The organism is Microbacterium sp. WCS2018Hpa-9 (assembly GCF_031843745.1).
GTDB lineage: Bacteria > Actinomycetota > Actinomycetes > Actinomycetales > Microbacteriaceae > Microbacterium.
This window is the reverse complement of the sequence record NZ_JAVTIY010000001.1, coordinates 259,288-272,138: the sequence shown is the minus strand read 5'-3', so window position 1 is coordinate 272,138 and position 12,851 is coordinate 259,288. Positions and strand designations below refer to the sequence as shown.

At 60.1% G+C, this 12,851-nt stretch carries 15 protein-coding genes; 14 read left to right on the top strand and 1 reads right to left on the bottom strand.

The window, feature by feature from the left end:
- Nucleotides 1-23 precede the first annotated feature (23 nt).
- The 6 genes from RQG82_RS01385 to RQG82_RS01360 all read left to right on the top strand — a co-directional run bounded on the left by RQG82_RS01385 (nt 24) and on the right by RQG82_RS01360 (nt 3,007).
- Complete coding sequence (locus tag RQG82_RS01385) at nt 24-431, top strand: hypothetical protein (protein ID WP_311257341.1); 408 nt, start codon at nt 24-26, stop codon at nt 429-431.
- A 2-nt stretch (nt 432-433) separates the two neighbouring features.
- Nucleotides 434-847, top strand: coding sequence for a hypothetical protein (locus RQG82_RS01380; RefSeq protein ID WP_311257340.1), 414 nt, complete (start codon nt 434-436; stop codon nt 845-847).
- A 213-nt stretch (nt 848-1,060) separates the two neighbouring features.
- Nucleotides 1,061-1,705 carry an HNH endonuclease gene (locus tag RQG82_RS01375; RefSeq protein ID WP_311257339.1) on the top strand — a complete coding sequence of 215 codons (645 nt, stop codon included), beginning with the start codon at nt 1,061-1,063 and terminating at the stop codon, nt 1,703-1,705.
- Nucleotides 1,705-1,857: a hypothetical protein gene (locus RQG82_RS01370; RefSeq protein WP_311257338.1), complete on the top strand. Its 153-nt coding sequence runs from the start codon at nt 1,705-1,707 to the stop codon at nt 1,855-1,857. The genes RQG82_RS01375 and RQG82_RS01370 overlap by 1 nt, the downstream gene beginning before the upstream one ends.
- 115 nt (nt 1,858-1,972) lie before the next feature.
- The gene (locus RQG82_RS01365; protein WP_311257337.1) at nt 1,973-2,479 is read left to right on the top strand and encodes a hypothetical protein; all 507 of its coding nucleotides are present in this window, start codon (nt 1,973-1,975) and stop codon (nt 2,477-2,479) included.
- A gap of 78 nt (nt 2,480-2,557) precedes the next feature.
- Entirely contained in the window at nt 2,558-3,007 is a 450-nt protein-coding gene (locus RQG82_RS01360; RefSeq protein WP_311257336.1) for a hypothetical protein, read from the top strand.
- 346 nt (nt 3,008-3,353) lie between these two features.
- On the opposite strand, the gene RQG82_RS01355 is transcribed toward RQG82_RS01360, so the two are convergent.
- Nucleotides 3,354-3,602, bottom strand: coding sequence for a hypothetical protein (locus RQG82_RS01355; RefSeq protein ID WP_311257335.1), 249 nt, complete (start codon nt 3,600-3,602; stop codon nt 3,354-3,356).
- A 43-nt stretch (nt 3,603-3,645) separates the two neighbouring features.
- On the opposite strand from RQG82_RS01355, the gene RQG82_RS01350 reads away from it, so the two are divergent.
- The 8 genes from RQG82_RS01350 (at nt 3,646) to RQG82_RS01315 (ending at nt 12,851) form a co-directional block, all read left to right on the top strand.
- On the top strand, nt 3,646-6,492 hold the full coding sequence (locus RQG82_RS01350) for a phage tail tape measure protein (protein WP_311257334.1): 2,847 nt from the start codon (nt 3,646-3,648) through the stop codon (nt 6,490-6,492).
- A 3-nt stretch (nt 6,493-6,495) separates the two neighbouring features.
- Complete coding sequence (locus RQG82_RS01345; RefSeq protein WP_311257333.1) at nt 6,496-7,230, top strand: hypothetical protein; 735 nt, start codon at nt 6,496-6,498, stop codon at nt 7,228-7,230.
- A gap of 8 nt (nt 7,231-7,238) precedes the next feature.
- On the top strand, nt 7,239-8,324 hold the full coding sequence (locus tag RQG82_RS01340) for a hypothetical protein (protein ID WP_311257332.1): 1,086 nt from the start codon (nt 7,239-7,241) through the stop codon (nt 8,322-8,324).
- The gene (locus tag RQG82_RS01335) at nt 8,317-9,057 is read left to right on the top strand and encodes a hypothetical protein (RefSeq protein WP_311257331.1); all 741 of its coding nucleotides are present in this window, start codon (nt 8,317-8,319) and stop codon (nt 9,055-9,057) included. The genes RQG82_RS01340 and RQG82_RS01335 overlap by 8 nt, the downstream gene beginning before the upstream one ends.
- A 58-nt stretch (nt 9,058-9,115) precedes the next feature.
- A complete protein-coding gene (locus tag RQG82_RS01330; protein WP_311257330.1) occupies nt 9,116-9,547 on the top strand; it encodes a hypothetical protein in 432 nt (143 codons plus the stop codon).
- 296 nt (nt 9,548-9,843) lie between these two features.
- Nucleotides 9,844-11,454 (top strand): glycosyl hydrolase family 28-related protein, encoded by a 1,611-nt coding sequence (locus RQG82_RS01325; protein ID WP_311257329.1) that lies wholly within the window; start codon nt 9,844-9,846, stop codon nt 11,452-11,454.
- Between the two features lie 139 nt (nt 11,455-11,593).
- On the top strand, nt 11,594-12,493 hold the full coding sequence (locus RQG82_RS01320; RefSeq protein ID WP_311257328.1) for a M15 family metallopeptidase: 900 nt from the start codon (nt 11,594-11,596) through the stop codon (nt 12,491-12,493).
- Nucleotides 12,494-12,533: 40 nt separating this feature from the next.
- On the top strand, nt 12,534-12,851 hold the full coding sequence (locus RQG82_RS01315) for a hypothetical protein (protein WP_311257327.1): 318 nt from the start codon (nt 12,534-12,536) through the stop codon (nt 12,849-12,851).

The window sequence follows — 12,851 nt, the reverse complement described above, 5'->3', positions numbered from 1 at the left end:
TAGTAAAGACATAGAGGTGAGTGATGGCTGATGATTTCGCCGAGTTCTTGGAACTCGCCTCAGACTTGACCGGCGCCCCATCTGAGGTTGCGCCGTTTGTGAAGAAGGCGTTGAAGGGGACAGCGGTCGGGATCAAGCGCGACTGGCGGGCCGGTGCGAAGGTGTCGCGCGGCGAAGGTTTCTCAGGCGCTTACCCTTACTCGATCGACTTCGATGAGAAGGATGCTGCGACTGGCCCCGAGGTTGAGATCGGCCCGGATCTTGGTCGCAACGGTGGCTCTGCCGGTTTCCTTGAAGAAGCTCCTGGCGGAGTGAAAGCACCACCGCTGCACGCGGGTCGCAACGCTGTTGAGGCGCACGAGGAAGACTTCGTGCGCGGTATCGAGATCGCTCTGTTTGATGGTCTTCGTGCTGCGATTGAGAAGGGGTGACGATGCGCGCTCATTTCAACGCGTTCAGGGCTCTACTCATCGCCGTGTCGATCCTGTCGAACAAGGTGTTCTCGAACGTTCGCATCACGAACGGGACACCGGTTCGCGCGAACTACGTGATCTTGTTTCCTGATGGGCCGGCTGATTTCCAGCTGAGGTTCATGGAGCATCAGAACTTGGCCGCTCGCACCCGCTGGCGCTACGACGTGCGGATTGTTGCAGTTGACGCTGACGGATTGCTCCTGCTTGCTGACGCCGTCCTGTCGCTGATTGGCGCTGTCCCAATCGTGGATGGGCGCAGGTGCGACCCGGTCAAGCTGGTTCCGGGTGTCGAAGAGGGCAAGGGCCGGTACGACTCGGTGACCGACCTGCACTATCTGGACCTAAGTTTCGAAACGTGGTCTCAGCCCGACTGAACTGCTTCCAGAGCGCAAAAAGTCCTAGCCGTCGGCTATAATTAGCCTACGACGAAGTAGACCCCCGCATCTGCGCTAACAGACCGGGGGCATGGCAACCACCTTAGGAGTGGCTACATGGTAGATGTTACCGCAAGGACGTGCAGCAAGTGTTCTGGGTCTGGCCCGTTCCCGCCGAAGGGCACCGTGTGCTCTCCCTGCAAGAAGAAGTACATGCGGGAGTACTACCTGCGTCATCGCGAGGAAGCGATCGAAAAGGCCAGGGCTGTCTACGCCGAGAACCGGGAAGAGATCCGGGCGGCGCGTAAACACAGGTACGCTAATCGGTCTTCCGATGAGGTCTTGCAGCGTCTCGCCTACAACCGGGAGTACTACGCTTCCGGGCGTGAGTGGCATCTCGCACGAAACGCCGAGTGGCGGGCTGCTAATCCGGATCGATGCCGCGAGTTGGCTCGATCGTGGGCAGAACGAAACCCTGACAGGTTGCTGGCCCGTAGGCGCAAGTATGCCGCGGACAATGCGGAACGCCGAGCGTTGAAACTTCGCGAGTGGCACGAGAGCAATCCGGACAAGGTTCGTGCGGGTCGTTGGCGCCGGAAGGCCTTGATGCGAAACGCTCCGACCCTGCCTTTCTCGGCAAGCGAGCTGGCCTCACGCCTTGACTACTACGGGCGTAAATGCTGGATGTGCCGCGGCCCGTATGAGCACCTCGATCATGTGAAGCCATTGTCACGCGGTGGCGCTCACGTTCTTGCGAACCTTCGCCCAGCTTGCGCTTCATGCAACCTGTCGAAGAAGGACAAGTGGTTCGGTGTTTCCGAGCTAGCCCGTTTCAAATCTGAATCGAGGAGGGCCTGATGGCTGATCTTGTGAATGTTCGTTCCGCGAAGGGGAAGCGTACCCAGTTCCTCGTGGACAGGCGTCTGGTGGAGAAGTACCCGGACGATTACGTGGTGGTGGAGCCGAAGAAGCCCGCTGCGAAGAAGCTCGAGGCGAAGTCCGCCGAGTAAGAACACAATCCTGCGAAAGCCCGTACCTGATGGTGCGGGCTTTTTGCATGCACGGGCACCAACCGGTGTTTCGAGTACATGGCCCCTCCGAGGGGCATTCCCTCAAGGAGAAACAATGGCAAATGAGCCAGTACAGGCGGGAACCGCCTCTGACGGAAACGGCATCGTCCTTTGGATTCCCGGTTACACCGGTGGGCCTCTGGCGGTCGCCGATGTGAACAACGTGGCGAACAAGCGCCTTACTTATGGTCTTGCGGGTGACGGGTTCGACCTGTCGGTGACGATCAACTCGATCACGTCGACGCGGTACACGCTCGCGCAGGCTCTGAAGCTTGAGGGCACGAAGGACTACACCCTCACCACGCGCTACGTCTACAACCGCGAGGAGCCGACTGACGCCGAGCTTGTTCTGGGCGCCAAGGGCACTGCGGGCGCTTTCGCTCACATCCTCGGCTACCCGAACGATCACGTCTTCGCGGCTGGGGACATCGTGAACGCGATTATCCCTGCACGGATTGGTACGTCGACCGACGTGCCTCCGACCGCGAACACCGAACTGATGAAGCAGATGGTCCCTGAGATCACCGGCGAGATTCTGACGGAGTCTGTGATCGTCGCGTAACAACGACCACCGTGGGCGGGGTTCCCTCACCGGACTCGCCCACGGTTTCCCTTCGGTGAGGAAGGTGAGAGGTAAGTCATGGCTTTGGATCTGGATGCGTTGCTGGCTAAGGCGCAGGAGATGGTTGAGAACGCGGAGCCTGAGTTGGTGCCGGTCATTCTTGCCGGCCAGCAGGTTGGCGTTCGGTTTCTGCCTGTGTCGGGTGCGGATTGGCGCGATCTGGCGTTGAAGCATCCCCCGCGTTCGGATGTGATGCGTGATCTGAATGTTGGCTACAACATTGATGCTTTGGTGGCCGACTATCCGAATGTCGCGCTGGTTGATGGCGATTCGGTTGATGACATGGTCCGTGAGGATTCTGAGGGCAAGAAGGTCTCGAAGTGGCCCGCCGTGTGGGGCGCGTTGACGGCCACAGGGCGCAAGGATGTGTCGTCTGCTCTGTGGGCGGCGCATGAGCGGACTCCGGAACGGCTGGTCGTCGACGCGGGAAAAGCCTCAGCGGGCTCGCGGAAGAAGAAGCACAGCTAGCCCGAGAACTTCATGTCACTGTTCGCGAGCTTCGAGGTTGGACACCGAAGACGGTGACTGTGGGTGCGACCGGCGAGGTGCTGTCGGTTTCGGCAACACAGTCACGGTTCACGCCGGTGGAGGTTGCTCGCCTTCTCGCGTCCCGACGCGCAGAGAATGCCCCACGGGGTAGTCATGGCCTTCTGCTGTCCGAGGCAACGGACCCGGCCAACAAGGATGCCTTCACGGTTCCAATGCCGATCACAGACTTCGCTTCGCAGCGACTTCGCAGGGAGCAGGACGCTTACCAGGGCCGCTGGGGCGAGGATGCGATGCACGACACGCTATGGCGCGTGCAGATGAAGGACTAGCCCTTCCCCGAGGTGAGGAACATCACGACGGCAGCTATGCCCATCGTGAAGAAACTCCCTATTGCCATGACGACGATCAGGACCAACAACCCACCAGCGAAGGAACCTAGCACTGCGAGGACGGCAGAGATGGTCAGGCCGACCATAAATGTCGTCAGCCAGGCGCTATTCGGGTTCCGCTCTGCCTTTGCAGGCGGACTCGACTTGGACGCGTAGGCGCTGTTGTCGATTCCGAAGTTCTCCATGCCCGGATCTTAGCGGGTTTTTCCCCGACAGCGGAGGTGCCAAGTGGCTGAAAGAGTGGTCAAGGTTCGCCTTGCGGCCCAGGTTTCCGACTTCGAGAAGGGCATGCTGGACGCCGCTCGAGCGACCCGCGCGGTTGGTACTGAGGCCGAGAAGCTTGAGCAGAAGAAGCAGGCGTTCGAGCGGCTGGGGCAGGGTCTTGTTCTAACCGGATCGGCTATGACCGCTGTCACCGCGCTGTCGGTCAAGGCGGCTCTCGATTGGGAGTCCGCGTGGGCAGGCGTGACGAAAACTGTCGACGGCAACGAGCAGCAGATGGCCGAGCTCGAAGATGGCCTTCGCTCTCTCGCGCAGACTCTCCCTGCCACTCATCAGGAGATTGCTGCGGTTGCGGAGGCTGCGGGTCAGCTTGGCGTCGCTCGTGCAGATGTCGTCGACTTCACGAAGACGATGATCGACCTTTCGGAGACGACGAACCTGTCGGCGGATGAAGCGGCAACGTCGATCGCACAGTTGATGAACGTGATGCAGACGGCTCCTGAGGATGTCGACAACCTTGGTGCGGCCCTGGTGGCACTGGGTAACGATGGCGCATCGACTGAGCGTGACATCGTGCAGATGGCTCAGCGCATCGCTGGTGCTGGCCGCGTGGTTGGTCTGACGGAGTCTGAGGTTCTCGGGTTCGCGAACGCTCTGGCTTCGGTTGGTATTGAGGCTGAGGCTGGCGGATCGGCTATCTCCAGGATCATGACAGACATTGCCATGTCTGTGTCCAATGGCGGGGAGAAGCTGGACGAGTTCGCGAAGGTTGCGGGCGTTTCGTCGACTGAGTTTCAGAAGTCTTTCAAAGAAGCGCCGGCTGACGCGATTGCCACCTTCGTGGAAGGACTGGGTCGGATCGACGCTCAGGGCGGTGACGTCTTCCAGACACTCACCAATCTTGGTCAGACCGACATCCGTGTCTCTCAGGCGCTGCTTGGCATGGCGAACTCGGGCGACCTTCTGCGTAAGTCGCTGGAGCTTGGTTCCGAGGCGTGGGATGAGAACACCGCCCTGGCGGAAGAAGCGGCTAAGCGGTATGAGACAACTGAGGCGAAGATTCAGATTGCTGGCAACGCCGTGCGCGATGCGGCGATTGACTTCGGTCAGGTGTTCCTTCCCGCCGTTTCTGCCGCAGCGGATGGAGTGGCCGCATTCTCGGGGTTCATGACGGATCTTCCCGATCCTGTGCAGGGCGTCATTGCTGTGCTGACGTCGTCGGTGGGTGTGATGGCGCTGCTTGGTGGCGGCGCACTGCTTGCGGTTCCGAAACTTGCCGAACTGAAGATCGCTCTCGAGACGCTGAACATTTCTGGGGCTAGCGCGAAGTCCTCTCTGACCTCTATGTGGCAGTTCCTGACTGGCCCGTATGGGATCGCGATGATTGCAGCTACGGCTGCTGTTGTGGGTCTTTCGGTTGCTCAAGAGAAGTTGCGCACGTCGACTGAGGTGTTCCAGAACGTCCTGAAGAATGCGACGTCGTCTGCTGAGTTGTTTGAGGCCGGCGATTCTGCCGTGCCGTTCTTGTCGCGGCTTGACGAAGCGGTGTCGACGACGAAGGCGTTCAAGGAGAACTTGGACATCATCGCGAACAACGACTTCCTTCGGGGCCTGCGTGGTGAGACGAGTCAGCTTTCGGCTGTCCTCACCACGATGGGTGAGGAGATGGCGAAGCTCGCTCAGACTGATGCTCCGGCTGCGGCTCGGTCGTTCCGGATGCTTTCTGAAGAGATGGATCTGTCGAAGTCGGAGCAGATTGATCTTCTGAATGCGATGAAGCCGTACCGCGATGAACTCGTGAAGCTGGCCGATGCTGAGGGTCGCGATGTGACGACCAAAGAGGGCCAGGTCGACATGACCGCCCTTCTCGCTTATGCGATGGAGGACTCGGCGGATGCGGCGCAGACCGCTGCGGATGCGTACATGGAACAGTCGGAAGTTGTTGCAGATCTGACGGCTGACCTGTCTGAACTGATCGACCAGATCAACGAGGCTAACGACATCGCGCAGGATGCCGTGACGGCTAACTCGAACTGGCTGACTGCTCTGTCTGGGATCTCGGAAGAGGTGCAGCGGCAGAAGGATGCTTATGAGGAGTCTCAAGGGACTCTTGACGGTTTCGTTCTATCTCTGGACCAGGCTACGGAGGCGGGTGCCGCGAATGCGGCGTCTCTTGCAGATGTGGCTAGCAAGGCTCAGGATGCTGCGGCGGCTGTATATGAGAACGATCTGACGACGATGAACGCGGACGACGCGACGAAGAAGTATCTCGATACTTTGGCTGCGCAGCGTCAGGCGTTCATTGACTCGGCTGCTGGTGCCGGTTACAACCGGGATGAGGTCATAAAGCTAGCGGATCAGATCTTCGCTACGCCGGATGCTCACACGACGCAGATGCTCATCGAGACGGCTCAGGCTAAGTGGAACCTCCAGGATCTGAACAACGCGTTCAACAGTCTCCCGAAGTCTCTGAACATACCCGTCACCACGACGGTTGTGGGCGCGGGGACGGTGCTCAAGCCTCCCGGTCAAGCTATGGGTGGTCCTGTAATCGGCCCTGGCGCTAAGGGTGTCGACTCGGAGCTCAGGATGCTTGCTCCTGGCGAGCATGTACTGACTGCGGCTGAGGTTGACGCGGCTGGAGGTCACGCGAGTATCGAGTCCTACCGGGCGTCACTTCGGTCGGGTTCGTGGGTTACTCCGGGTGACCGTATCGGTTCGGCGCAGGTTCCGGCTCAGGTCGATCAGCGTCCGATCGAAGTCAAGCAGTACTTCTACCCGAAGCCGGAGCACAGTGATTCGCAGATCGCTCGCAAGTCTGCTGCTGGGATCAACGCTGAACTGAGGAAGTGATCTATGCAGATTCGTCTTGGTGATATCACTTTCTCAGGTGACGCGGGGCCGACTCGGTTCTCTGTGTCGCGCGATGCGTTGCAGGGGTGGATTGGTAAGGGCGGTCCGGGGGTGCGGCGCAACGATTCGCCGCGCCCCCTGGGTCACGGCTCCCAGAAGCAGCGCGGTTATCGAACCGGTCGAGTTGTGACGTGGAGTGGCGACATCGAAACGGATTCGCCGGCTGAACAGGACCATGCGCTCGCTCAACTCTCAGGGGTGCTCGCGGATGGACAGTTCGGGCGGTTGACGATCGAGTCAGAGTTCGGAACCCATTGGTGTGACGTGCAGCTTGACGATGAGCCTGAGGTTCATCGGGAGGTGTACGGGACGATCGCCACCTATTCGATCGGTGTGTGGTGTCCTGACCCTGAGGTGTTTGGGGAGACGCACACGTTCGAGCCTGGTCCGGTGTATCACTACGGGAATTTCAGGGCGGTTGCTGATGCGGTGGTGACGGGGCCACAAAGTGCACCGTACACGCTTGCGGTCGCTGGTCGACAGTTTGTTGTGACTCAGGCGTTGAGCTCGGGTCAGACGCACACGATTGATACGGCGAATGCTCGCATCCGTCGTGGCGGGGTGTTGCAGTCTGGCGTTTTCTCGAAGGCGCAGTCGTTGATTGTGTCTCCCGGTGCAGCTTCTACGTTTACGGGGCCGTCTACAGCGGTTTTGAAGGTTAGAGACACATTCGTTTAGGGGGTTCGATGGAATCTCCACGCGAATGCTGGGTGCACGACTGGTTCACGGGTGAGCGCATCCAAAGGCTGTATCCGTCAGGCGGCACGTGGACGTCTCGAGTGTCGGGGGTTGATGAGTCGTCGCTGACGTTCATTGCGGAGGCTCAGGGGTTCGATACTCGGGCTGAGGCTCGAGCGGCGTTCAACAACCTGTTCGACGCGGATACTCGCATCATCGTCGTCTCCTGGGGTGACCACATCGAGTCGGCAACGTTCAACCGGGTCGTGGACTACGACATGGCGAATGGCACGTTCACGGTCACTGGGCGAGGTATCCGCACGTTCGCTTCCGAGCGGTCGACGTTTGGTGTGAACAACTATGCGGGCGGCGACCTGACGATCACGAATCGAACCCGTTCGGGCATGGCTGCGCAGATCTGGTCGCGGTTGACTCAGTGGGCCACGGAATGGGCGACGCTGGTTGACCTGTCGGCGGACGCTCCTGGTACGTTCTCGCGGGTGATTCGGCGTGACGAGATGGTCACGGGTGAGTCACTGCTGCGGGCTGTGGAGGATCTCGGCTGCGAGATCGGGTTCCGCCCATACTTCACAGCGTCGTACGGGTTGCGATGGCAGATGCTGGTGCAGGTTCAGATCGCGATCGGATCGGCGATTGATGTGCCATTGAGTGTGGAGAAGCCCGCTGCGACTGGCGTGTCGGTGAAGGATGATTCGTCGAAGCGTCTGACTGGTGTGTTCTATGTAGGTCAGGGGCATGGCGAGGACACGATCACGGCGTGGGCTGGTGATCCGGCTGGGCGTCCGATTCGTGACTCGTTCCGTTATGCGAAGGACATTCGTGATCAGGTGGCGTTGCAGAAGATGGCAGATGAGGCGTTCGCGGTTGAACGGTATCCGGTTCGTCAGTGGTCCCTCTCGGTTGATGCGGGAGATGATTTCTCGCCTGAGCTTGTGGCGCCTGGACATCTCCTTGATATGGCCGTGGCGGATGACTGGTGGAATGCGGACGGCATCTACCGGCAGCGTGTCGTTTCGGTGCGTGGCTCGTATGGTTCTTTGACTCTCAACCCGGAGGTGCAGGCGTATGGCTGACGATCTCTCTGATGTGTATGCCGAGCTCCGTAGGCTGCAAGAGCAGGTTCGCGTTCTGATGTCTGCGAATCCGCTCGAGAAGTCTTCGGTGACGGACGGCCAAATTCGCATTATCGGCGGAACTATTCGTGTTGATGGCGGTGGCTCTTTGCTCGTGAATGGCACTCTGTCTGTCAACGGCACATCGACGGTGACGGGTTCGTTTACCGTATCCGGGCCGTGGAACCTTTCGGGGGCGGGAACAATCTCGGGCAACGTGACGATCTCTGGCAACGTCACCGTGACGGGAACGTTGACGCAGAACGGTCCTTGGAATATGAATGGCGCCGGGACGATCGCCGGCAATGTCACGGCCACGGGAACTCTGACGCAGAATGGGCCATGGAATCTTAACGGTGCCGGGACGATCGCCGGGAACGTGGTGCAGACCGGCAACACGGATCAGCGCGGCAACGTGACCGTGAACGGTGGCGGGAAGATCACGGTTCAGGGCGGCGGCGGTGACGTCGTTCTTGACAGCAGTTATGCGGACCCCCGCATAACGTTGGGTGGGTCTCAGATCAATGGTGGCAGTAATTCGTTCACGTTCACGTCTGGTGCTCAGATTGTCTACTTCGTGAACAACACGATCCGCATTCCGGGTATGGCTACCAAGCCGGTTGGCGATGTCCCGGGAGGGTATGTGGGCGGCGTGTGGGTTGACCTTGCGGGCCAGTTCTACCGCTTGTCCTGATATCTGAACACAAAGGTTTCGCGTCCCAATGGGGGCGCTTTTTTCGTTAAGGGGCATCATGGCTGACTTCACTATTTATGAGTACACGGGGAAGCTCACCGATTTTCGTGAGGGCCCCTTCATGACGGCATTCCCGAAGTTGTGGGTTCAGCCGGAGCATGACGCGTTTTCGCCGACTGGGCCGTCTGCTGCGAAGCGGATTCCGGTGGTGCTTGAGTCGGGTGGTTTGTTTGCCGTGAACTTGACGGCCTCTATTGATGTTGTTCCTCCGACCAGGTATTCGCTGCGTTGTGAGTGGCTGGATTCGGATGGCGGCACGCCTATTGGTTGGGCGCAGTGGGATTTCATTGCGCAGCCGGGTGGTGGGCCGATCTCGACGATGCCGAATGTAATGACACGCGTGTGGTACGCGACGACACAACCCCCGGTCGATCGGGCGGGGATTTATTGGATTCATCCTGTCACGGATGAAGTGAGGGAGTGGATCTGATGGCTTGGGTACTTACTGACAGCATCCGTGGTGCTAAGGGTGATAAGGGTGACACTGGTGCGACGGGAGCTTCTGGCGCTCCGGGGCGCGATGGTTACGACGCGCTGATTCTTGGGGTGTCGACTACGACACTCCCGCCTTCGAGCTCGGCGACGGTCACTGCGGGTGGGACTCCGACTTCGCGGACGTTCGCTTTCGGGATTCCGAAGGGTGAGACGGGTGCGCAGGGGCCGGCTGGCACGATTGCGTCTGCGTCTGCGGAGACGGTGCCGGCTGATGAGAGCGCGGCTGTGATCATGTCGGGCACGTCTGAGGTGAAGCATGCTCACTTCCAGGTTCCCCGCGGCCTTCCGGGCCAGAACGCTGTCCCCGCCGATGAGGCGATTGGGACATATCTCGGTGCGCAGGGATCAGTGACGAACGCGGCGGTGTCGGCGGTGGTCGCGGACGCGCCCGTGTACAACGTTCGGGTATTCGGTGCTAGTCCTTCCAAGACGGCTGCGGAGAACCAGGGTGCGATTCAGACGGCTCTGAACGCTGCTGGTCTGAACCCTGGAACCGTGTACGTTCCGCCTGGCGTGTACCTCCACAATGACGCGTTCGTTATCCCGTCGGGTGTGCATCTGCGGGGTGCGGGTCGCCGGTCGGTGCTGAAGGCTGACGTGCTCGCGTCGGGTGGTACGGGGATTGGTCACCGTCAGATCGACGCGACTGGCAAGACCGGGTTCCGCATCAGTGATCTGATGTTGGATGCGTCCGGTATGACGGTCTTCACGACGGGGATGCGGGCGATCCACTGTGTTGATTCGACCCAGTATGCGATCGAGCGTGTTCACGCGAAGACGCCGGGTGCCGCGGTCGCGTCGATCGGGTGCTCGTTCTACGTGATTGACCGCGTGTCTGCCGAGGTGTCTTCCACTACGGGTGCGGCACTGCATGACGGTGTGATTGACCAGTGGGGCGGATCGCACGACTTCCAGATCATCAACCCGGTCATTCATGGTGGCGGGATTTCGAAGTACCCGATCCTGGTGACCGGTGAAACCACTGCGAACGTTGCGGCTGCATGCTACAACTTCACGATCACCGGCGCTCAGGTGTACGCCGCGAAGCTCGTCGGCATCTGGGTGAACGGGCGCAAGGGCGTGAACCACACTTTCACGATCACGGCACCCCTCGTGGACGGCGTTTCGGACTACTTCGGTATCGCGATCTCTGACTCCGCTGATTGGTCGCTTGTTTCGCCCGTGGTGAAGAACACAGGAAGTAACGGTATCCGGGTGTATTCGGAGACGTCGAGTGGTGGGACGGTCGGTGGCCGTAACGCGACGATCACTGGTCCTCTTGTGGAGAACGCGAACCTGCTGGCGAGCGCATCGTCCACGGAGGGTGCGGCGATCCTTGTTGCGGCTGGCTGCACTGGTGTTGTGGTGTCTGGTGCGCGAGTGAAGGGCACCGCGCATACGTACGCGGCCACGTGGAGCACCACGATCACCGCCTGCGCGCATGTTGCGGGTTCGTACGATGCGGGAACCCTCGGGAAGACGCTGAACGATCCTGCGGGCGGCAGTTTCACGCCGACTGTGACGGGCGTTGCGAACGTCGCGTCGGCTACGGCTGGTGCGATCACTTGGCGTCGCTCGGGTGACCTGATTACGGTCTCTGGTCGTGTCACTGTGACTCCTACTGCGGCGGCTTCTGCGGCAACACGGGTTGGTGTGACTCTTCCCGTGGCGTCTGATCTCGCGTCCGCGTCGACCGATCTGTTCGGTGTTGGTGGTACCCAGTTCGGTGTGGTTGCCGCTATCTCTGCGGACATCGCGAACGACCGTGCGGAGATCCAGTTCCCCGCAGCGAGCACGGGAGCGAACGTCGTCTACTTCACGTTCTCTTACCGCGCGCTGTAACGACCAAGGACAGAACGAAACCCCCTGGACGTTCACGCATCCAGGGGGTTTCTAGCTCGAACTTCAGACGGCTCCTGCATGAACAGGGGTCGAGCTTTCGCCATTGGCAACAGTTTAGCAGAGAACCGGGGTGGCCGACATGGGTGGCATCGAATACGTCTACTGGGACGGCGCGCGTCTCACGCCCTGGATGAAGCATTGTCTCGAGCGCCTGGACGCGGACTTGCGACGACTGTTCGGGGTCCATCTCACGCTCGACTCATCGAAGGGCATCCGGCTGAACTCGGAGCAGCGGGCAATCTTCCTGGATCGTTACCGGCCACAGTCTTCGGGCAGTGGTCCTTTCGGGGATGTTCGCTGGTGGAACGGCGTCCGTTATGTGCGGCGTAGTGGGCTTGGAACTGTCGCACAGCCTGGGACTTCGAATCATGAGATTCAGGGTTCGACGGCGGCTGTGGATCTTGCGGACAGCGGCGGTTCGGGCATCGGCACGATGGGGTCTGCGCGGTCGAATTGGCTTCGTCGCAACGCCGGCAACTACGGACTTGTGCCCGAGGGTTTCAACTTCAACGAGGCATGGCATTACGCCGTGCCGAACATCTTCAATCCGGTTCCTGCTGGTGGCTTGTCGAAGCCGGAAGCCCCACCACTCTCAGCGAAAGCGAGCACCAAGATGACCATTTACGCACGCCGTGATGACGGCCTTGTTGTCGCGATCCCCGAGGGTGGTCCGACATACAACTATCAGAGCGCTGCGGAGTACAACCGGCACCGCGAGACGGTCGCGGCGGTGAATGGTCAGCGCCAGAAGGATGGTCAGCCTCTTGTGACCCTGCCTCCCGTGCTGGGTTCGATTGTCACGATGACTTCGGAGCGCCTGAACGATCTGATTCGTTCGCAGGGTGCCGTGCTTTCACCTGCCCCTGTGGTGAAGGTGGAGATCCCCGACGTGGATGTTCCCGAGCTCAACCTGGATGAGATCGCCAAGAAGGTCAACGATGAGGCGGATAAGCGGGCGCGGGATCGGCTCAAAGGCTGATGCGGTCGTTGTGCCGGATGTCCGGTGAGGGGGTGGTCGCGTGGATGTTCTGTCCTTCTTCGCGAACCCGGTAGTTCGTGACATCGGCGCTGTCGGTCTCGTTGCGCTGGTGGTGTTGATGATCCTCACGGGTCGCCTCATCCCCAAGTCGACACATGACCGTGAACTGTCGGCGGCGGATCAGCGTACTGCGGATGCGGTGGCTCGTGGTGACGAGTGGAAGCAGACAGCGAAGGCTACGGAAGAAGTGAACGCCGTGGTTCGAGCTCAGAACACTGAACTCATCGATGCGAACAAGGTTGTCAAGGCGTTCCTGCAAGCCGCAGGACCACCAACCGTAGATCGCGGGGGTGCATGA